The sequence below is a fragment of the Sorangium sp. So ce302 genome (genome assembly GCF_051530145.1).
Lineage (GTDB): Bacteria > Myxococcota_A > Polyangia > Polyangiales > Polyangiaceae > Sorangium > Sorangium cellulosum_B.
On record NZ_CP150326.1, the window covers coordinates 5,823,175 to 5,843,816 of the forward strand.

Sequence of the window (20,642 nt, forward strand, 5' to 3'; positions counted from 1 at the left end):
TGCACCTCGGTGCCTCTCCGCCGCGTCGACTTCTTCTACGCAGGTTGCGTCTGGTGCCCTCTCCGCCTTTGCGGGCCGAGGGTCCGCCGCGTCACGGCGTCGTGTAGTCGACCTTTACCGTGTACGTGCTCTCCGCGTACCCCTGCACGAGGAGGAAGGCCTCCGACTGCCCTTCCGGGACCGTCAGCTCGCACGTCTCGTCCGCGCCGTCGAGGTAAGGCCGGCAGTCGAAGGCGCTCAGGGTGGGCTGCTCGCCGAACCGTACGTAGAGATCGGGATCCCCGGTGCCGCTCATCACGGCCCGGAAGGTCGTGCCCGGGACCACCGAGATCGGCCCGTGGGACGCCGTCTCGCGCCGCGAGACGCTGCCGTCGAAGCTCGTCGACGTCTCGGTGCCGCCGCCTCCGGGCTCACCTCCGGGCTCGCCTCCGGGCGCCTTCGGCGCGGAGTAGCGCACCTCGATGTCGTAGGTCGAGGCCGTGAAGCCGTGCACCTTGACGAAGGCCCTCGTCTGGCCCTCGGGCACATCGAGCGTGCAGGTCTCGTTGGCGTCGCTGAGGTAGGGCCGGCAATCGAACGATCTCGCCGTCGGCGCATCACCGAACTTCACGAAGAGATCGGGGTCTCCGGTCCCGGTCATGACGACGGTGAGGGTCGTCCCGGCCACGACCTCGAACCCCTCGGCGGGCCCGACCGCATCGAAGGCTCCCCGGGCGAGGCGGCCGCTGAAGTTCTCGGTGGTCGGCTCCCCGGCCGGCGGCTCCCCGGTCGGCGGCTCCCCGCCGCCTCCACCGCCTCCGCCGCCTCCGCCATCTCCGCCATCTCCGCTCGGCGTGCCATAGAGCGACTGGACGCCCGCGATGTCCCTCTCCGTGAGGACGAGCGTGCTGTCGCCTGTGCCGTTGCACTGGGGATAGTGCATGACGGACGCGCCGTCGTACTCGGTGAGGGCACGCCAGTTGTCGTCCTCGAAGCAGGTGCCCGACTCAGGACGGGTGTGCTCGTGACGGAAGCCAAGGGTGTGGCCTAGCTCGTGGCGGAGAATGCCCGTGATCGTGGGCCGCGTGCTGTCGAAAGCGGTCCTGTCGATCAGCACGTTCCGCGAGTACCTCGACTGGCCGGGGAAGAAGGCGCGCGCCAGGTACTGGCCGCCGGCGCTGACGGGGTTCACGTCGAACAGGACCTCGCTGGTGCTCGAGGTGCAGCGCGAGTCGGAAGACTCGACATGGATGAAGTCGACGTCCGCGACGTCCTCCCATGCCTTGACGGCATCCGCCATCGCCGTCACGACCTCCTCGTACTTGTCCCCGAATCTCGTGCTCACGCAGTACGAGAGGTTGTGCCGCTGCTCCGCCGTCCAGATGACGTCTTCCCCGCCTTCCTGGTTGACGATCAGCGCACCATCGCGCACATGCGCCTCCCAGAACTCGCGCAGATGCTTGATATCTACGACCGGCGTGTCCCCGTTAACAATGTAGATGCCGGTGTCAGGCTCCCGGAACACCGTCCGCTCGAATCGCTCAAATCCCAGCTGATTCGTGCCGACTTCCTCGATGTCGGCGCCGCCGACGTCTGCCGAACAACCGGCCGCGGCAGCGGTCAAACCAGCGATCACCAGAACGAGCTTACGGGCGATCACATTGCTCTCGTGCGGCTTTGCAGGATGCATTTGGAGCTCCTTTCGGGGGAGGCGAATCACGCTGTCCACGCGAACTCGATGAGACCCAAATGCCTTAACCCGATTTGACCCTCAGTCGGATAGCCAAATCTGACCGCCGTTCATAAAAAGGGTTCAGGATTGTAAAAAATTTCGAAGAGAGCGGACATGATTCCCCTGTCACAGGAAAATTCCTGTAACACGCGAAGCGAACAGATCGTGTCGGACAGACACACTGGAAAACAACACATCTTGAGATCGAGCGACGCGTACTTGCACCAGGACAGGCATCGGGATCCTCCTGCCTCCGTTGCGCCGATGAAAGGCGCGGAACGCACGCATGCAACGCGACGGCTGCAACGCGGCGCGTGCGGGCGCAGCTGCGAGCGCCGCGGCAGCCGCCAGCGCGCGGGCATCTCCGCGGGCGCCGAGCGCGGCGCGATGCTTCAGGGCAGCGTCGGGACGGCGCGCAGCGCCCGTCGCGCGGGACGACGGCGGGCGCTCACCCGCGCGCCGACAGGATCCGGCTGAAGGCCTCGCCGACGGCGCGCGCGAGCTCGACCATCCGGCGCGAGCCGCTCGAGGTGTCGAGGATCCGATCGGCGACCAGGATCATCGCGGGCCGGCCGACGACCTGCACGGCGACGGCGGCGACGTCGAGGCTCGGGTTGACCATGACGTCGAGCAGCGGCGCGTGGGTGGGAGTGCCGGGGATCGGGCCGACGTAGAGGTGGGTCGCCACGGCCGTGGCGAGCACGCTCGGCTGATCCATCGGGAGGGAGAGCTTGCGCAGCGCCTCCTGGTCGCCGAACTCCGCGTTGCACGCGAACCCACGAAAGACCCCGCGGTGCGCGGCGAAGATGGCGACACGCCCGGCGAACAGCCGCAGCCCCCGGAGCGCGAGCCGGATGACGTCGTCGCGCGTGCGCGCGAGGTAAAGCGCGTCGATGACGTCGCTCAGATCGACGAAGGGCTGCGGCGGCGGATCGTCGTCGAGGGGATCGCCGAGCTCCGGCTCGGGCGCGGGGGGCAGCGCCGGGAGCCGCCCGGAGCGCCTGCTCGACGGCGGCGCGGCGCTCTCCGGGCGAGCCCTGCCGCTTCCAGGCGGCGGGGCCTCCGCATCGACGGAGCGGCGGCGCGAGCGCGGCGCGAGGCCGGAGGGCGCGTCGAGCGGCAGCCGGCCGAGGCGCCGCGTCGAGGGGGCCGGCTCCCGCCCGGCGCTGTCCGGCGCGCGGTCGGGGCCAGGCAAGGCCTGGGGCAGGATCGAGGCGAGCAGCTTGAAGGGCGGCGAGATCTCCACGGGCGGAGGCGGCGGAAAGGAGACGGCCGGCGGCTCGACCCCCGCCGCACGCAGGGTCGCCTGACGCCCGGTCGCCCTCCCGCCAGCGCCGCGTTCGGCGTCCGCTGAGCGGCGAGGGCTCGAGGGAGAGCCGCGCGCGCCGGGGGCCGCCTTGGCGTGGCGGAGCGGCAGGATCGCGTCCTCGTGCCCCGCCGGCGTGTCCGCGCGCTGAGCATGACCGTTGTGCGCCGCTCCGCGGTGGCCATGCTTGCCGCTCGGCGCCTCGACCAGGCTCACCTCGTCGAACGAGGGTACCGAGGCGCGACGGATCAGCGGGATGGGCACCTCGGACGACGGCGGCGGCGGGATGGTCGACTGGGGCGCGCCGTGCGGAAACGCCGGGGTCGCGCGCCGCGCGCGGGAGGGGACCTGCTCCCGCTCGTCGAGATCGAGGGCGCGGATGGCCTCCTCGATCGCCGTGATCGGCGCGCGGAAGATGCGCACCGGCGCGCCGAGGTGGAAGCTGAACTCGTCGGCGATGTGGCGATCGAGCGGGTCGGCCGCCGCGACGTCGATGGTGCCGACGCCGGGATCGATGCGGATCGGCACGGCGCCGAGGCGGCGGCACATGGCGCGCGGCAAGCGCGCGACGAGATCGCGGGCGCCGACGACCTGCCGGAGCGCGAGGCCGCCGTGGCGATCGAGCTCCTCCTCCAGGGCGCGCTCGCTGAGGGCGGCGCGGTCGATGAGGGCGCGAGGGAACGGGATGCCCCGCAGGACCGCCACGAAGAGGGCGGCTTCGACCTCAGCCTTGGAGACGGCGCCGGCGGCGATGAGGAGGCGGCCCAGGTCTAGCGACACTGGCTGCACAATACCAGAAAGGACGCTGCCAGCGTGCAGCGCCCCGCATCCGGTCACGACGGATGCTGCTCCTTCTGGACGGGCGGCGAGCGGGCAGCGGGCCCGCTCCCTCGCCGCCCCAGGCGGCGGGGTGGCGCGCGCTGGGCGAGGGAGCGAGCCAGGCGAGCTCATCCGCTCGCGCCGAGCGCTGGCTCACGTCCTGGCGCCGAGCGCGGCGCACGTCCTCACGTCCAGCGCTTCCGCGGCGGAGCCCTGTGGCCGATAGGACAACAGGCCTGGGGAGGGCCGAGACCCGGAGTCCTCAGCGGGAGAATTGAAAGACCACCTCGCTCTGCCGCACGAGACCCAGGTTGTCGCGCGCGATCCTCTCCACGGCGGTCGGGTCGTCGCGCAGGCGCGCCACCTTGCCGCGGAGCGCCTCGATTTGCCGCCCGAGCTCGGCATTCTCCTCCTCGACGTCGGCGAGCTCTCTCTCGAGCTCCCGCAGGCGAGGCAGCCCCTGCGGCGAGAAGATCATGATCGGTGCGCCCACGACGGCGACGATGAGCACCGCGATGGGGAGGGTCCGCTCCAGGAACTGCGCTATTCGACGCACAGACATCCGCTCGCACGTCCTCCGCGTTCCTGTCAACTTTCCTCCAGGGTTCCTGCAACTCCGCGTTATCTTTTACCCGGCTACCTTTTACCCGGCTACCCGGCCTCTCGGCGGGGCAGGCGCGGTGAGCACGACCCCGCGCGCCACGTCGATCTACGTCGATTGTGCCCACGTCGAGCGCCGCCGTCGCGCCGCGCGCCGCGGAATCGCCCTGCAAAACAGGCGTTCGTCGGATGTCGCATGGAGCCCCAAGCTTCGCTAGCATGCCCCACGTCCCCCGCCGTCCGGCAGGTCCGCTGCGCGCGCAACGCCGGCACGAGGGCTCGGCCCGAGGAGTCCCATGTCCATTGATATCGTCCGAGGCGAGCTCGAGCGCCTCTTTTCGCTCGATGAAATGATGGCCCTGTCGTCCGACCTCCTCGGCTTCAGCCCGGCCGAGATCGGGGGCAGCGCCTCCAAGGCCTCCTTCGCGCGCGCCCTCACGGATCATTGCGTGGAGCTCGACGCCATCGACGCGTTGATCGATGCCGTCATCGCCTCGCGCGCAGAGGTAGATGCGCGCGTCCGCGCCCTCGGCGCGCATGGGCTCGGCCTGCTCGAGGAGATCGGGCCCGGCGAGGCGTTCGGCGACTACATCATCACGAGAAAAATCGGCGAGGGCCCCCGGGGCCTGGTCTACGCGGCGACCCGGGGGACCGAGCCGCGGACGCTCAAGGTGCTCCGGCGCGAGGCGACCCGGGACAGCCGGGCGGTGCGCAGGTACCTCACCCACGTCCGCCTGGCCGCGCAGGTACACCACGAGAACCTGGCGAGCGGCGTCGACGCGGGGATCGTGGGCGGCCGGGCGTTCGTGGCGTACACGCACGTCGACGGGCTGCCGCTCTCGGCGCGCCTCGCGCGCTCGGGGCCGCTCCACATCAACGAGGCGAAGCCGCTGCTTCGCGGGATCCTCAGCGGCCTCGCCGCGCTCCACGAGCAGCGCCTGGTCCACGGCGCGCTCAAGCTCGAGAACGTCGTCGTGGCCCGCGGCGAGGACGGGGAGCCGCTCCCGATCCTCGTCGACGTCGGCGGCGATCGGCTCGGCGCCGGGTGGTCCAGCCTGGAGCTCGTCGAGGCGGCCAGCCCCGAGCAGCTGCGCGGCGAGAGCGTCGGCCCCGCGAGCGATCTCTACGCCTTCGGCGCGCTGCTCTTCGAGCTCCTCACGGGCAAGCCCGTGTTCTCGGGCGCCGCCGCGGTCGACATCGCCGTCGCCCACCTCATCGAGCCGCCGCCGCCGCCGAGCGCGGTCGCGCCGCGCGGCTGGGTGGGCAAGGACATCGACGAGCTCTCGGGGCGCCTGCTCGCGAAAGCGCAGGACGCCCGGCCGAGGGGGACGCGCGCGGTGCTCGACGCGATCGAGCCGCTCGGCAAGCCGCAGCAGCACGAGGCGACGATCGAGGGCGCGCAGCTGAACGACCTCATCGATCGGCTCGTCGCCAGCCCCACGGACACGGAGCTCGCGCTCGGCGTCGAGGCGGCCGTCGATCGGGGAGCGGACCCGGGGCGCGTGGCCGAGGCGCTCGTGATGGCCTCGGAGCAGATCGACGCGGGCTCGGCGCCCGGCCAGGGCGACGACCAGGCGATCGCGGCGAAGAAGCTCCTGCACTTCCGGGCGGCCAGGATCTACGAGAAGGGGAGGCTGCACGACAAGGCGGAGGCGGTCTACCTGCGCCTCCTCGAGCTCGCCCCGGGCGACGACATCGCCTTCACCGCGCTCGAGGAGCTCCGCAAGGCGCTGGGCAAGCACGAGGAGCTCGTGGAGATGCTCCTCCAGCGGAGCGAGCGCGCCGAGACCGCCGGCGAGCGCGCCCGGGCGCTCAACGAGATCGGGCACCTCTACGTGCGGGAGCTCGACGACAAGGACCAGGGGGTGTTCGCCTTCGCCCAGGCGCTCGCCCAGGATCCGGAGCAGGACGCGTACGCCGTCGACCTGGAGCGCGCGGCCGGCAGCGACATGAAGGTCTGGTCCGAGGCGCTCCAGATCCTGAGCCAGGCGAGCACCGACGAGGCGATGCCCGCCGAGGCGAAGCTCGCGCTCTTCAACCGTCTCGGGCCCTGGTATGCGGAGAAGGTCGCGCGGGCGGACCTCGGGATCCCGTGCTTCCAGTTCGTGCTCGGGCTCGACCCCGCGAACGAGGAGGCGCTGGAGGGGCTCTCGCAGGTCTACCGCCGCGCGCAGCAGTGGCAGGAGCTCGTCCAGGTGCTGCTCTCGCGGGCCGATCGCGCCGCGACCCCGGGGGAGGCGCGCGACCTCCGCGCCGCGGCGGCCGAGCTCCTCGAGACGAAGCTGAGCGACGCGGGCCGCGCGCGCGATCTCTACGAGCAGATCTTCACCGAGGACCCCGGGCACACGAGGACGTGCGAGGCGCTGCTCAGGATTTACCGGCGCGCCGAGGATCACGCGGGCTACGCCAGGATCCTCGAGCGGCGCGCGGAGGCGCTGCGGGGCGAGGAGCGCGTCGACACGATGTGCAAGCTCGCCGAGCTCTACGAGGACCGGCTCGGCGACCTGGGCGAGGCGACGCGCCGCTACGAGGCGGCGCTCGAGCTCGATCCGGCCAGCCTGACCGCCCTGCGCGGGCTCGATCGCATCCACAGCCGCGCCGGAAGCTACGTGGCGCTCCTCCAGAACCTGGCGCGACAGATCGACGTCAGCGCGACGCCGCGCCAGAAGATCAACCTCTACGAGCGGATCGCCGGCATCCACGACGAGGAGTTCCTCGATCACGCGAAGGCGGCCGAGGCCCTCGAGGCGATCCTCAGGATCGACAGCGCGCACGAGGGCTCGCTCGCCGCGCTCGGGCGGCACTACCGCGCCCTCGAGCGCTGGGAGGACGTGGTGTCGCTCTACGAGCGGCAGCTCGGCATCGTGTCCGACGACAAGCGCCGGGAGGAGCTGCTGCTCGCGATGGGGCGCGTGCTCCTCGATCAGGTCGGCTCGCCCGAGCGCGCCCGCAAGGCTTACGAGCGGGTGCTCGCGATCGATCCCCACCACGCCGGGGCCCTGGAGTCGCTCGCGCACGTGCGGGCCGCGACGGGCGACGCCGCGGCGGCGCTGAGCGCGATCGAGTCGCTCGCGGCGACGGCGAAGACCGCGGAGAGCAGGGCCGATCTCTGGATCCGCGCGGCGAAGCTGCTCGAGGAGAAGGGCGATCGGGACGGGGCGATCGAGCGCTACAAGATGGCCCTCGACGCGCAGCCGCAAAACGCGGGCGCGTCCTTGGCGCTTCGCGCGGCCTACCTCGCCCGGGGCGACGCGACGAGCGCCGTCGAGCTCATCGCGCGCGAGGCCGAGGTCGCGGAGGGCAACCTCGCCAAGGGCCGCCTGTACGGCGAGATGGCGCTGCTCCTCCGGGAGCGCCTCAAGGACGACGAGCGCGCCGCGGAGGCGGCGACGAGGGCGGTCGACCTCGATCCGACGGGCGTGCTCGGGCTCATGATCTCGGGCGATCTCGCGTTCGAGGCGGGCCGCTTCCTCGAGGCGGCGCGGCACTACGAGCTCCTGGCGAGCCGGGTCGACGTCCTGCCGAAGGAGCAGGGGCTCAAGCTCCTGCTTCGCTATGTCGACGCGCTCGGCAAGAGCGGCTCGAGCGGCAAGGCGATCGGCACGGTGAAGGCGCTGCTCGCGCTCGCGCCGGACGATCCGGCGGCGCTCTCGCGGGCCGCCAGGGTCAACCTCGACGCGGGCAGGGCGAAGGAGGCCGCGGAGCTCTACGGCCGCCTCGTGGACCGCTTCGGCGCCGGCCTGCCCGAGCGCGATCGGGCGGAGGCGCTCCTCGGGCTCGGCGAGGCGAGGCTCGCGGCCGGCGACCCGGACGGCGCGGTGGCCGCGCTGAACGGCGCCGCCGATCTCCTCCCGGAGTCCCCTGCCCCGCTCGCCCTGCTCTCCAGGGTCTTCGAAGCCAAGGGGGACTGGGGGGAGGTCGTGCGCGTCAAGCACCGGCGGCTCGACGTGGTGACCGGCGAGGAGCGGAGCGCGCTCCTTCTCGAGATCGGCGACCTGTTCGCGGCGCACCTCCACGACCGGGCGCGGGCGGCGAAGAGCTACGTGGCGGCGCTGGACGAGCGCCCGGACGACCGGAAGATCCTCACCAAGCTGATGCAGCTCTACAGCGAGGAGAAGGACTGGTCGAAGCTCGTCGACATCGTCCTCAAGCTCGCCGCCAAGATCGACGACAGCCGGCAGAAGGCGAAGTACCTGCACACGGCGGCGATCGTGAGCGCGCGGCAGCTCGGCGATCTCGACCGGGCCGCCACGTTCTACGACGAGGTGCTGGCGCTCGACCCGTCGCTCACCCGCGCGCTCGCGGAGGCGATCGACCTCCGCGGCGAGAAGGGTGACCACGAGGAGGTGGAGCGCCTGCTCAAGGTCGAGCTCGACCGGGCGACCGATGGGAACGACACGGCGAAGATGCTCGAGACGTTCGACCGGCTGGGCGCCCTCTACAAGGACAAGCTCGGCTGGATGAGCGAGGCGATCGACGCCTACGAGGCGGCGCAGACGCTCGATCCGGACAGCGAGGCGCGGAACGAGCTCCTGGCGAACCTCTACGCGAGCAACCCGGCGGAGTACCTGGACAAGGCGGTGGCCGCGCAGGCCCCGATCCTGCGGCGCAACCCGTACAAGCCGGACGCGTACCGGCTGCTCCGGAAGATGTACACCGAGGCGAAGCGCGCTGACGCGGCCTTCTGCCTGTGCCAGGTGCTCTGCTGCCTCAGCGCCGCCGAGCCGGACGAGGAGCGCTTCTTCCGGCGCCTGCGCCCCGACACGGCCGCGGCGGCGCAGCAGCCGCTCGACGACCACGCGTGGGCGGCCGCGCTCGTCCACCCCGACGCGGATCCGCTCCTGACCGCGGTCTTCGGCGTCATCGAGCCGGCCGTGCTCAGGAAGAACGGGCGGCCGCTGGAGGAGCTCGGTTACCAGCTCGCCTACCAGCTCGATCTCTCGCGCCACCCCTACCCGATGTCGCAGACGCTCTACTACGCGGCGGGTGTCCTGGGCCTCGCGCCGCCGCTCACGTTCCAGGATCCGAACGACGGCGGCGGCGTCTCGTTCCTCCACGCGCACGTCCCGGCGATCGTGCTCGGCGCCGCGGCGCTCCAGATGGACCTGCCCACGCAGGCCGCCGCGTTCATCGCGGCCCGCCACCTCACCTACTACCGGCCGGGCATGTACCTCCGGCACCTGGTGCCGACGGGCACCGGCCTGCGCGCCTGGCTGTTCGCGGCGATCAAGCTGATCTCGCCCACGTTCCCGATCACGAAGGAGCTGGAGGGGCCGGTGATGGACGACCTGGCGGTCCTGGAGCCCATCCTCGTCGGGCCGGCGCGCGATCAGCTCGCGAGCGCCGTGACGAAGCTGCTCCAGGCCGGCGCCATCGACCTGAAGCGCTGGGTGTCCGGCGTCGACCTGACGGCCGACCGCGCGGGCTTTCTCCTCGCCAACGACCTCGAGCTGGCGCAGGAGATGATCAAGGCGACCGACGAGGCGAGCGCCGCCCTCCCCCACAAGGAAAGGCTCAAGGAGCTCACGCTTTACGCGGCCAGCGAGGAGTATTTCGCCATCCGGCAACGGCTCGGCATCAACATCGACAGCTGAGGGCCGGCGCCTCGGTCGCGGAGCGCTCGCGCCCGGCCTCGAGCTACGCCTGCCAGGATCGCGGGCGCAATCTGGCAGGGCGGGTCAACTGGATCATCGACGATCCAGCTGCAGGATGTCGCTTCCTGCCCACTTCCGCACCGGACTGGTTGACGGATAAATCCCCAAATTGCTAGGCTGCTGGCCGGCATTAGGCCTTTTCGATCGTATGTTAGCTCGCCGCAGCGTGGCAGCGGGCAGCCTGAGCGATTGTGTGAAAGCACGCCCATGGCGGCAAAGAAGACCCGAAAAACTTCGAAAAAAGACCGGAAGAGAGCGACCAAGGCCAGCGCGGCAAGCTCGAGGCGAGCAGCCTCGACAGCGCGGACGCGGAAGGCAAAGCCTGCCGCCCGCTCAGCCGCGCGCAAGCCGAAGCGGAAGGCCGCGTCCTCTCGTCCTGCTGCGCGACGCACCGCTGCCGTAAAGGCGGCAAAGCGCCGGAAAACCACGACAAAACGGGCGACCGCCCGCAAGTCGGCGGCCCCGGCGCGGCGCAAGGCGGCGCGCGCACCGGCGCGGGCAACCCGTACGGGCGCGAGGAAGAAAGCGGCGGTCGGGAGGGCGAAGAAGGCCACCCGCGCGGCCGCGAAGCGAACGAGCGCTTCCAAGGCAAAGAAGGCCGCGGCCAGGACGAAGGCCAGGTCGACGCGCGCCGCCGCCAAGCTCAGGACCACCAAGGCCAGGGCGAAGGCCAGGGCGACGAAGGTCAAGGCGAGGGCGGCGAAGGCCAAGGCGACGCGGGCGAAGACGGCGAGGGCCAAGGCCACGAAGGCCAGGGTGACCCGCGCCAGGGCCGCAAAGCCGAGGGCCGCGAAGGCCAGGACCGCGAAGACCAGGGCGGTCGCCGGGCGGGCGCGGAAGGCGAAGGCCGCGAAGACGAAGGTCGCGCGGGTCAAGGCCACCAAGCCGAGGCTCGTGCGGGTCAAGGCCGCCAAGCCGAGGCTCGTCAGGAGAAAGATCGCGGCGCGCTCCGAGCGGACGATCGCGGCGCCGGCGGCGGAGCCGACGAAGCTCCGCAAGAAGCTGAAGCTGAGGCTCGACGACCAGCCGAAGCCCAAGGAGAAGCCGAAGCCCAAGGAGAAGCTGAAGCTCAAGGACGTCAGGGAGCAGGCCGCGCCGGGCGAGGCCGAGCGACCGCGCCGGGCGAGCGACAGGCCGTCGCGCACGAGCGACAGGCCGTCGCGCACGAGCGACAGGCCGTCGCGCACGAGCGAGAAGCCGGTCGTCGACAAGAAGAGCGCGCGGCCGGGCGTTGCGAAGGGGAAGAGCGCGGGGGCGTCGATCGAGCGCCGTCCGGGTCGCGTCCCGCTCCGGGAGGCGCCGCGGGTGGTCACCCTGCCCCTGCCGATGCTGCCGCCGCCTCGGCGCGCCACCATCGAGGAGCGCAGCGCGATCATCGAGCAGCGGTTGAGCGCGCAGTCGGAGGACTTCCGGCGGCGCTACATCGACAGCCTCGATATGTCGTGGATTTACCACGACAGCGCGCTCGAAGGGGTGGTCTACACGTTCGACGAGCTGCGCGCGGCCCTCGCCGGCCCGGCGCCGCTCGTGACGGACTCCAGCCTTCAGCCGACGTACGATGACATCCGGCGGCACAAGGAGGCCATCGCGTACGTGCGCGAGCAGGGCGAGAACAAGCGGGCCCCGCTCACGCTCGACTGCATGAAGAAGCTGTACCTGATCCTCCATCCGGAGGAGGGGGATCTCAAGACGGTGAAATACCGCAAGGACATCCCCCAGCACCGGCTCTACTTCCACGAGTACGCTCCGCCGGACAAGATCGCCTACAAGGTGCGTCAGATCATCGACTGGCTGAACGACCCCGAGACGCGGAAGACGCGGAACGGCATCCGGATCGCTGCGCGCGCGCACTACGATCTGCTGCGGGTCTACCCGTTCCCGAACGACAGCGGCAAGGTCGCGAGGCTGTTCATGAACATGCTGCTGCTCCGCACGGGCCTGCCTCCGTCGATCATCCACTCGACCGAGCGGCAGCGCTACTACGAGGCGCTGAAGGGCTCGGCGACGACGGTGCTGCAGATGGTGCAAGAGTCGGTGGAAAACGCGCTCGCGAGCGTCGAGAAGCTCCTCGATGAGCATGAGACGCGGAAGCGCGCCTTCGTCAGCTGAAACGGCAGAGGGCGGTCGCGTGCGAGACCTCGTCCCGACTGGGCGAGGCGCGCTCCGACCGCCCGCGTCCGTCGCTGTCGATCCCGCAGACCAACATCGAGACGAGGGCGTCGCACCACCGGTGAAGCGGCCGGACAAGGCGGCTCGCAAGGGAGCTTCCATGGCGGCGAAGACGCGCGAGCCGAGGCCCAGGAAGGCGGCAGCGGCCGCCGACGCGGCTCGTCCGACGCCGGCACGCGCAGCGCCGAGCACGCCTCCGGCCACCTTCGCGCGGCTGCGCGCGTTGCACCCGGACGCCCACTGCGAGCTGGATCATCGATCCTCGTTCGAGCTCCTCGTCGCGACGGTGCTCAGCGCCCAGACGACGGACGTGCTGGTCAACAAGGTGACACCCCACCTGTTCGGCGCGTATCCCGACGCCCGCGCCCTCGCCAGCGCCGATGCCGCCGAGGTGGGCGCGCTCCTCAAGCGGCTCGGGATGGGCATGTTCAACCAGAAGGGGAAGAACATCGTGGGGCTCGCGCGAGGCCTCATCGAGCGGCACGGCGGCGAGGTGCCGAGGACGCTCGCCGAGCTCGTGAAGCTGCCTGGCGTCGGGCGCAAGACGGCGAATGTGGTGCTCGGCGTCGCCTTCGGAGCGCCGGAGGGCGTCGTGGTCGATACCCACGTGCAGCGCCTGTCGCAGCGGCTCGGGTGGACGACCAGCGACAAGCCAGAGCAGATCGAGCGCGACCTCGTCGCGCTCTTCCCGCGGCGCGACTGGGATATGCTGTCCCACACGCTGATCTTCCACGGCCGCCGGATCTGCTTCGCGAGGAAGCCAGCGTGCGGAGGTTGCGGGGTCAGCGACGCGTGCCCGAGCGCGTTCCGCGCAGAGAACGTGGGGCGCAAGCCGCCGCGGCGCCGCGGCGCCGCGCCATGAGCGCAAGCCGCGCTGCGCAAAGTGGGTGTCGAGCGCAGCGGCGGGAGGTGGGAAGCAGGCGAACGCGGCTCATCGTCGCTCGGCGCCCAGCGAGCTGTTTATCGCGCTGGAGCCGAGGACGCGGGATAACCTTGGGCCAATGAAGGCTTCGCACATGATCCTCACCCTTGCCTGCCTCTTCACCGCTGCGTGCAGCCCTCTGGAGGACGATCTCTGCGACTACAAGTGCGACTGCGAGGGGTGCAGCGACCGCGAGTACGGCGACTGCCTCGATCGCTACGATGACAGGTACGTAGACGCCGACCGCCGCGGCTGCGTCGACCAGTACGACGCTCTCCTGGAGTGCGAGGACGACACCGGGATCTGCAACCGCGACGATAAGTGGAGTACGTCCTGTAAATACGAGAAAGACGCGCTGGATCGCTGCATCGACTAGCGCTGCCGCGCGGTCGACCTGAGCCGGCCGCCCGGCCTCCGCTCAAGTCCCGCCGCCGGGCGCGACGGCGGCGCCAGCCGTGACGGCGCCTGCGCTGCGGAAGACCGCGACGAGCCGCTCCGACGCCGTGTAGGGGTCGACCTCGCGCCGCGCGACGGCATGCACCGCGGCCTCGAGCGCGGGACCGAGCGCAGCGACGGCGGCGTCGGTGAGCGCGTCGCGGAGCTGCACGTGCATCGCCTCGCGCAGGCGCTCCTCTCGGCGCACAGCGCCGGCCTCGGTCCCGAACAGCCACGCCCGGTGCCCCTCCAGCTTGTCCACGAGCGCCGCCACGCCCTCGTTACGTGTGGCCACGGTCCGCGCGATCACGGGCTCCCACGGACCTTCGACGGGCTCGCTACCTGGAGAGGGCGCCCTCTGCGCGCGGGCGTGGAGCGCCGCGGCGCTGTGCCCGCGCGCCCGTCCAGAGGCCGCAGCCACCTCGCCGCCGAGCGCGATCATGAGCTCCAGATCGCGCACCGCCACGTCGGCCCCGTCCCGGTCGGCCTTGTTCACGGCGAAGACGTCGGCGCACTCCAGGATGCCCGCCTTGATCGCCTGCACCTCGTCGCCCATCCCCGGCGCGGCGACGACCAGGGTGGTGTGCGCCATCCGGGTGATCTCGAGCTCGTCCTGCCCGACGCCGACGGTCTCGACCACCACGACGTCCGCGCCCCAGGCGTCGAGCACCCGCACGACGTCCACCACCGAGCGCGACAGCCCGCCGAGCGCGCCCCGGGTCGCCAGCGACCGGATGAACACGTCGGGATCGCCGAAATGGGCCTGCATGCGGATGCGGTCGCCGAGGATCGCGCCGCCGGTGAACGGGCTCGTGGGATCGACCGCCACCACGGCGACCCGGCGACCCTGCCCCCGGAACACGCTGATCAGCCGATCGGTGAGCGTGCTCTTGCCTGCCCCCGGGTTCCCCGTCACGCCGAGGACCCAGGCGCGGCCGGTATGGGGGAAGAGATCCTTCAGGATCGCGGCATAGTCGCCGACGCGGTCGTCGACGAGCCGGCAGGCCCGCGCCGTCGCGCGCATGTCGCGGGCGAGGACCTTGTCTGCGAGCGGATGCACGCGAGCGGCTTAGGCCCGGCGATGCCGGAACACAACCGGCCCGCGGGCAACGCGGCACCGGCCTGCCTACCCCGCCCCGCCGCCCGCCGTGCCGCCACCGCCGGCCGTACCGTCGCCGCCGGCCGTGCCATCGCCGCCGGCCGCGCCGCCGCCGGCCTCACCGCCGCCTGCTCCGCCCTCCCCGCCTGCCGACGAGCCGGCGCCCCCGGCGGCGGTGTCGAAGATCGGCCTCGTGTCGCCGCACGCGACGACGAGCAGAGCCCAGAGCACAGCGCACGAGGTGAAAGCGAGAGCGCGATTCCACATGGGTACGTCCTTGCCACGAGACGCCGAGCGGCGCGCTCGCGAAATCCAGCGGCGTGCTCCTGTCATGGCGCCGCAGGCGGCTGCCGCTCGAAGCGCCGCCAGCGGCCATCGATGAGCCGCTCGTGCGGCAGGTACTGGGCCTTGTAGACGAGCCGCGAGCAGCGCTCGACGTAAAGGCCGAGGTACAGGTACCGGAGGCCCCAGGAACGGCACAGCTCGAGCTGCTTCAGGATCGAGAAGACACCGGGGCTCAGCGGCTCCAGCTCGGGCTCATAGAAGGAGTAGACCGCGGACAGCGAATCCTGCCCCCGATCCACGACGGCGACCCCGACGAGACGGCCGCCGACCCGATAGCGCATCTCGAACGTCTCGCAGCAGCTGTCCACGAGGAACGCCTCGTACCCCTCGGCGCCGAGCGGACCGTCATCGCGCATCAACCCCCGGCCGTGCTTGTGCCGGTTGTACAGGATGATCTTCTCTCGGGTGGTCACGGGCGGGCCGATCTCGACGTCCACCACCCGCTCGCCGCGGCGGAGCACCCGGCGTTGCGTGCGGCCGGGGACGAAGTCACGAACGACGATCCGGATCGGCTCGCACGCGCGGCAGGAGGGGCACTGGGTGCGGTAGAGCAGCTTGCCATGGCGGCGGTTGCCCCCGACGAGCCGCTTGTCGAACTCCGCACGCGTGAGCGGACGGATGGGCACGCGCAGTGGCATCCGCGCCTCGGCTTCAGGCAGGTACGGACAGGGGCTCACCTCGTCATGGACCGTGAGCTCGATCGGGTCCGCTCCCTCATCCAGCCGAGGGAGCTCGGCGTCCTGCCCCGCTACCGCATCTCGCTCGCTCGATGAGCCCATGTCGGTGTCGATCCGAGCGCTCGAGCCCCCCGTCGAGCTGCCGGCCGCTAGATCAAGGGGATGCCTGTTGCACGGCCACGTCAAGCAAAACCCAGAGCGCCCGGGCCCCTGGTGAGCTCCGCCCGCTTGCGCCGCGCTGGCCATCATCTCACATTTACCCATGAAAACACACGTTCACCCCTCACATGCCACATGCTCCGGTTTGCCGGCGCTGGAGCTTGAGCGATTCACGCGTTGTGCGAAGAGATCGAGCGGCGCGCCCTTTTCGCTTGGCCCGGAGGCCAGTATGACCGCGCGCGCGACCGCGACAGGGACGTCCCCTCGACCATCGAGCGCCTGAATCGCGCGACCGCCTCAAGAAAGGCCGAACGCTTTGGATCTGACAGGAAAGCAGCGCCGCCACCTCCGCGCGCTGGGGCATCACCTCGACCCGGTCGTGCAGCTCGGCAAGGCCGGCCTGACCGACGGCGTCGTCGCGGCCGTCGACGTCGCCCTGGAGCGGCACGAGCTCGTGAAGGTACGCCTGGGCACCGAGTGCCCGGACGAGCTGGACGACGTCGCCGACACCCTCTCCGAGCGGCTCCGAGCCGCCGTCGCGCAGACGCTGGGGCGGACGATCCTGCTGTACCGGCGCCACCCCAAGGAGCCGAAGATCAAGCTGCCCGCGGGCAGCTGATCGCGAACGCGCGCGCGGCCGCGCATCCCACCATGCGCGGCCTCGGGCGCCTCGATCCGACGAGGCGCTGCCGAGGCCGCCTTCGCACGTTTCGCGGCGGTGAGGCCTCGGATCGCCGAGGCCCGAGCCAGCGTCACACGTGCCGGAGCGTGGGGCGCTCGGCCAGCAGGTGATCGAGCCAGGCGTTCGACAGCTTCTCCTGCACCGTGTTGGCCCGGAGCCTCGCGGCGAGGTTCTTGAAGTCGACGTGATCGATGAGCTGGTCCTGGTTGAAGCACGAGAAGACCAGCGTCTCCTTGCCCGTCTCCGGGTCCACGTGCCGCTGGAGGCACTGCGCGCAGACCTCCTTCATCATGCACTGCATCGGCGAGTTGATGCTCGCGATGCCCACGTGCTTCGGATCCAGGTGCGGCGCCAGCACGCCGTGCCGCGCCTCGCGCACGGCGTTCATCATCTTGTCCGAGCCGATCGCGATGATGCGACGGACCTCCGAGAGGGCCGCCAGCTCGCCGCCGAGCTGGCGCTCGGCGTAGGCCCTCATCGCCTGGACGATGTTGCCGCGGAAGTGGTGGTCGGTCGCGCGCCGCGGGGGGATCTCGGCGCCGCCGTCGGTGCACCAGACGACCTGGTCGGTCGCGACCTCGATCTCGTCCTGCTTGAAGAGATCCTCGCCTCGCCGGTAGCCGGCGAAGTAGATCACGCGGTCGCCGCGCGCCTTCAGGGCCTTCGCGATCGAGAACAGGACGGCGTTGCCGAGCCCGCCGCCGGCGAGCAGCACGGTCTCCCCCTCGGGGATGTCCGTGGGCGTCCCGGTCGGCCCCATCACGACGACCTCCTCGCCCGGGCGCAGCGCGGCGAGCAGGCGGGAGGACGCGCCCATCTCGAGCGCGATGAGCGACAGCAGCCCCTTCTCCTTGTCGACCCACGCGCCCGTGAGCGCGAGGCCCTCCATCGCGAGCCGCGTGCCGCGGATCACGGGCGAGCGCACCTCGTAGTTCTGCAGGCGGTAGAACTGCCCGGGCTCGAATTTCCGCGCCGCCGCGGGCGCGCGCACGACCACCTCGACGATCGTCGGCGTGAGCCGCTGGACCCGCTCGACGACCGCGCAGAGGTCGTGATCGAGGCGGGCGAAGAGGTCGCGCCGACGCGCGTCGCGCGCGGCCTGCGGCTCCTCCCCGAGCCGGGCGATGTCGTGGCGGAACAGCGCGACGACGGACGGGTACGCGTCCTTGGCGCTCGCCATCGCCTTCACGACGCTCCCCGCGTAGTGGGGGTGGTTGTCGCCGTAGAAGCTCACCGCGTGCTCGCCGTCGTTGTAGCTCGTGAAGAAGCCCTCCCTCGCCTTGGCCGGCTCCACCTGGAGCGCTCCGCCCTCATCGACGTACGCGCGGTGCGGCTGGAAGAACTGCCGCCACTTGTCGAACACGAACGAGCCCGGGCGCTCCTTCTCGTACGTGACGTTGGGGCTCGTCCCGGCCGCGACGCACACGGTGCGGGCGGGGATCGAGACCGCCTGCCCCGCGCTCCGCCACTTGCCGTCCACGATCTCCTGCCGATCGAAGACGAGCGAGGAGACGCATCCGCGCTCGTCGAGCACCGCCTCGACCGGGGCGAGGTTCTCGACGTAGCGGATCCCTTCCTCGAGCGACTTGGCGACCTCCTCGTGGTTCAGCCGGTACGCCGGCGAGTCGATGAGCCGCTTCCGGTAGACCAGCGAGACGCCTCCCCACGCGTCGATCAGGCCCTGGAAGCGCGGCGGGCGCCCCTCGCGCGCGGCGCGCGCGCGCTCGTCGCGGATCTCCTCCGCGTGGCGCCGCTGCTCGATGACGAACTCCCGCTCCTCCTCATCGAACATCGCGAGGACGGCGGCCTCTCCGCGCTCCGCGACCAGCGCGTCGAGCCGGTCGGCCGTCTTCTCGGCCTGCACGACGTAGTACGCGGCGAGCTCCGTCGCGGTGTCGATCGCCGTCAGGCCGCCGCCGATCACCACCGCCGGCAGGCGCACCTGGAGGTTCGCGAGCGCCGAGCGCTTGTAGGCCCCGGCCAGCTGCAGCGCCATCAGGAAGTCCGACGCCTTGCGGATGCCGCGCGCGAGGTTGTTCTTGAGCGGGATGATCGTCGGGCGCCCCGCGCCCGCCGCGATCGCGACGTGGTGGAACCCGAGCCGGAAGGCGTCGTCGAGATCGATCGTCCCGCCGAACCGCACGCCGCCGTAGATCCGGAGCAGCCGCTGCCGGGCCAGCGTGACGTACAGGACGGTGAGGAAGTTCTTGTCCCATCGCACCGTGATCCCGTACTCGCTCACCCCGCCGAAGCCGAGGAGGACGCGCTCGTCGAGCTCTGTGTAGAGCCGCTTGAAATCCTTGACCGGGCGCGGCGGGCGCGACTCGTCGCCCGTGAGCTCGACCGGCAGCGGCTCGATCTTCAGCCCGTCGATCGCCACGCACGCGAAGCCCTGCCGCGTGAGGTGGTGCGACAGCGTGTAGCCGGCCGGGCCGAGGCCGACGACGAGCACGTTCTTGCCGTTGTACGGGAGCGCGTGCGGCCGCAGCGCGTCGAGCGGGTTCCAGCGCGTGAGGAACCCGTAGATCTCGAGGCCCCACGGGAGCGACAGCACGTCCGTGAGCGCCGCGGTCTCGATCTGCGGGATGTCCACCGGCTCCTGCTTCTGGAAGACGCACGCCTTCATGCAGTCGTTGCAGATGCGGTGACCGGTGCCGGGGCACATCGGGTTGTCGACGCAGACGAGCGCGAGCGCGGCGATCGACTCGCCCCGCCCCCGCATGGTGTGCATCTCGCTGATCTTCTCGTCGAGCGGGCAGCCGTTCAGCTCGACGCCGAGCGGGTTCGCCTTGATCGCCCCGGTCTTGTTGTCGCGCAGGCCCTTCGAGCACGAGTCCTTGTCGCGATCGTGGCAGAAGAGGCAGTAGTCGACCTGGCTCTCGACCTCGCGGGGCGGCGCGCGGCGGTCCGTCAGCGCGAAGCCGTCGCGATCCCTCCGCTCGTGCTCGGGGCCGACGAGGAGCTCGGCGGAGCCCGGGCTGCCGTTCGCGCCCTTCCTCTGCAGCTGGACGAGCTCCTGGTAGTCGAGCGTGCGCGGCGCCTTCAGCGTCGGCCACCGCCGCGCCGGATCGTGCTCGTCCGCGCGGCGCGCCGCGAGCCACGCCTCGACGGCGTCGAGCGCGAGCGCCACGACCGCCCCGTCCTCGGCCTCCGTCGGCTCCGCGCCAGCGACCGCCGCCGCCGGCGCCACACCCTCGGCGAGCGCCGGGTCCTCCCGCAGCGCCACGCGCACCTTCGCCGCCCGCTCGCGGAGCTCGTCCGTCCACTTCGCGCCGCCGGCCTTCGCTGCCTTGCGCGCGATCTCGTCGACCTCGATCAGGGCGAGCGTCGCGCGCGCGATCGCGAGCTCCTCCGCGGCGGAGCCGCCGTCGAGCGCGCTCGCAGGCGCGCCCATGGCCGCGAGCGACCGCCGCGCCGCGTGCGCCGCCTCGACGTGCGTGCCCCGCCACGCCTTCCCGGGGTTCGGCTTGAACAGGCGCTTCTTCGAGAACTCGCGCTTGAAGTCCCAGAGCGCGCTCCGCTCGAGGGTCGCGTCGATCTGCGCCTGCGTTTCCCGCTCGACCCGGAAGAGCATCGCCACGAAGCGGCCGACGTGGGGCGCCGCCGCGAGGAGCGCCTCGGAGACCTGCTCCGGCGTGAGCGCGGGCCGGCCCGCGCCGCCGCCCTCGGCGCCGGAGGCCTCCGCCTGTGCCGCGCGCAGCGAGGCCCGGTACGCGTCGAAGCGCGCGTAGGCGCCCTCGTCCGCTGCGTGAAAATACTCCTCGAAGCGCTCCGTCAGCTCGGCGAGCTTCGCGGGGTCGAAGAGATCGGCGTAGCCGAAACCAGGGAGCCCGAGCTCGAGCTCGGAGGCATCGGAGGTCGCCTGCACCCACGAAGAGAAGTCAGCCTGCACTCCAGCGTTCGCTTCCATACCCGCGGCAAATGCTTTCTATTTCAAGGGGGTCGCTCGCCCGACGATGGCCTGCCCACGCGGCCGTGAGAGCGACGTAAAGTAGCACCAGGCCGCACCTTCGACCTGTCGCTCGGGCAACAATCATCGCAATCGGATTGCGTTTGCCAGCGCG

At 71.2% G+C, this 20,642-nt stretch carries 13 protein-coding genes; 5 read left to right on the forward strand and 8 right to left on the reverse strand.

All coding sequences use genetic code 11. The features are described from left to right. Window positions 1-91: 91 nt before the first annotated feature. The 3 genes from WME73_RS22105 to WME73_RS22115 form a co-directional block, all read right to left on the reverse strand. Window positions 92-1,669 (reverse strand): pre-peptidase C-terminal domain-containing protein, encoded by a 1,578-nt coding sequence (locus WME73_RS22105; RefSeq protein WP_437916969.1) that lies wholly within the window; start codon window positions 1,667-1,669, stop codon window positions 92-94. Between the two features lie 490 nt (window positions 1,670-2,159). Then, a complete protein-coding gene (locus WME73_RS22110; protein ID WP_437747362.1) occupies window positions 2,160-3,797 on the reverse strand; it encodes a hypothetical protein in 1,638 nt (545 codons plus the stop codon). A 301-nt stretch (window positions 3,798-4,098) separates the two neighbouring features. Beyond that, window positions 4,099-4,398 (reverse strand): FtsB family cell division protein, encoded by a 300-nt coding sequence (locus WME73_RS22115; RefSeq protein ID WP_437300928.1) that lies wholly within the window; start codon window positions 4,396-4,398, stop codon window positions 4,099-4,101. Window positions 4,399-4,732: 334 nt separating this feature from the next. On the opposite strand from WME73_RS22115, the gene WME73_RS22120 reads away from it, so the two are divergent. After that, window positions 4,733-10,030 carry a protein kinase domain-containing protein gene (locus tag WME73_RS22120; RefSeq protein WP_437916970.1) on the forward strand — a complete coding sequence of 1,766 codons (5,298 nt, stop codon included), beginning with the start codon at window positions 4,733-4,735 and terminating at the stop codon, window positions 10,028-10,030. On the opposite strand, the gene WME73_RS22125 is transcribed toward WME73_RS22120, so the two are convergent. Further along, a complete protein-coding gene (locus WME73_RS22125; RefSeq protein WP_437747364.1) occupies window positions 9,967-11,004 on the reverse strand; it encodes a hypothetical protein in 1,038 nt (345 codons plus the stop codon). The two genes, WME73_RS22120 and WME73_RS22125, sit on opposite strands and share 64 nt — an antisense overlap. Here WME73_RS22125 and WME73_RS22130 point away from each other — a divergent pair. The 3 genes from WME73_RS22130 to WME73_RS22140 all read left to right on the forward strand — a co-directional run bounded on the left by WME73_RS22130 (window position 10,985) and on the right by WME73_RS22140 (window position 13,557). Further along, window positions 10,985-12,199 carry a Fic family protein gene (locus WME73_RS22130; RefSeq protein WP_437916971.1) on the forward strand — a complete coding sequence of 405 codons (1,215 nt, stop codon included), beginning with the start codon at window positions 10,985-10,987 and terminating at the stop codon, window positions 12,197-12,199. The two genes, WME73_RS22125 and WME73_RS22130, sit on opposite strands and share 20 nt — an antisense overlap. A gap of 160 nt (window positions 12,200-12,359) precedes the next feature. Continuing rightward, window positions 12,360-13,121: an endonuclease III gene (gene nth / locus WME73_RS22135; protein ID WP_437747366.1), complete on the forward strand. Its 762-nt coding sequence runs from the start codon at window positions 12,360-12,362 to the stop codon at window positions 13,119-13,121. Between the two features lie 154 nt (window positions 13,122-13,275). Further along, the gene (locus WME73_RS22140; RefSeq protein ID WP_437747367.1) at window positions 13,276-13,557 is read left to right on the forward strand and encodes a hypothetical protein; all 282 of its coding nucleotides are present in this window, start codon (window positions 13,276-13,278) and stop codon (window positions 13,555-13,557) included. A 42-nt stretch (window positions 13,558-13,599) separates the two neighbouring features. On the opposite strand, the gene meaB is transcribed toward WME73_RS22140, so the two are convergent. From meaB to WME73_RS22155, 3 genes are all read right to left on the reverse strand, one after another. After that, window positions 13,600-14,676 (reverse strand): methylmalonyl Co-A mutase-associated GTPase MeaB, encoded by a 1,077-nt coding sequence (meaB, locus tag WME73_RS22145; protein WP_437916972.1) that lies wholly within the window; start codon window positions 14,674-14,676, stop codon window positions 13,600-13,602. Window positions 14,677-14,742: 66 nt separating this feature from the next. Then, the gene (locus WME73_RS22150) at window positions 14,743-14,982 is read right to left on the reverse strand and encodes a hypothetical protein (RefSeq protein WP_437916973.1); all 240 of its coding nucleotides are present in this window, start codon (window positions 14,980-14,982) and stop codon (window positions 14,743-14,745) included. A gap of 62 nt (window positions 14,983-15,044) precedes the next feature. Continuing rightward, a complete protein-coding gene (locus tag WME73_RS22155; RefSeq protein ID WP_437747370.1) occupies window positions 15,045-15,839 on the reverse strand; it encodes an arginyltransferase in 795 nt (264 codons plus the stop codon). Window positions 15,840-16,212: 373 nt separating this feature from the next. Between WME73_RS22155 and yhbY the strand changes: the two genes are divergently transcribed. Then, entirely contained in the window at window positions 16,213-16,515 is a 303-nt protein-coding gene (yhbY, locus tag WME73_RS22160) for a ribosome assembly RNA-binding protein YhbY (RefSeq protein WP_437747371.1), read from the forward strand. Between the two features lie 133 nt (window positions 16,516-16,648). On the opposite strand, the gene WME73_RS22165 is transcribed toward yhbY, so the two are convergent. Then, on the reverse strand, window positions 16,649-20,488 hold the full coding sequence (locus WME73_RS22165; RefSeq protein ID WP_437916974.1) for an FAD-dependent oxidoreductase: 3,840 nt from the start codon (window positions 20,486-20,488) through the stop codon (window positions 16,649-16,651). Window positions 20,489-20,642 lie beyond the last annotated feature (154 nt).

Coding starts and splice junctions, on each gene's coding strand:
- WME73_RS22105 (WP_437916969.1), bottom strand. CDS start 1,669: ATGCATCCTGCAAAGCCGCACGAGAGCAATGTGATCGCCCGTAAGCTC.
- WME73_RS22115 (WP_437300928.1), bottom strand. CDS start 4,398: ATGTCTGTGCGTCGAATAGCGCAGTTCCTGGAGCGGACCCTCCCCATC.
- nth (WP_437747366.1), top strand. CDS start 12,360: ATGGCGGCGAAGACGCGCGAGCCGAGGCCCAGGAAGGCGGCAGCGGCC.
- WME73_RS22150 (WP_437916973.1), bottom strand. CDS start 14,982: ATGTGGAATCGCGCTCTCGCTTTCACCTCGTGCGCTGTGCTCTGGGCT.
- WME73_RS22140 (WP_437747367.1), top strand. CDS start 13,276: ATGATCCTCACCCTTGCCTGCCTCTTCACCGCTGCGTGCAGCCCTCTG.
- WME73_RS22120 (WP_437916970.1), top strand. CDS start 4,733: ATGTCCATTGATATCGTCCGAGGCGAGCTCGAGCGCCTCTTTTCGCTC.
- WME73_RS22165 (WP_437916974.1), bottom strand. CDS start 20,488: ATGGAAGCGAACGCTGGAGTGCAGGCTGACTTCTCTTCGTGGGTGCAG.
- WME73_RS22155 (WP_437747370.1), bottom strand. CDS start 15,839: ATGGGCTCATCGAGCGAGCGAGATGCGGTAGCGGGGCAGGACGCCGAG.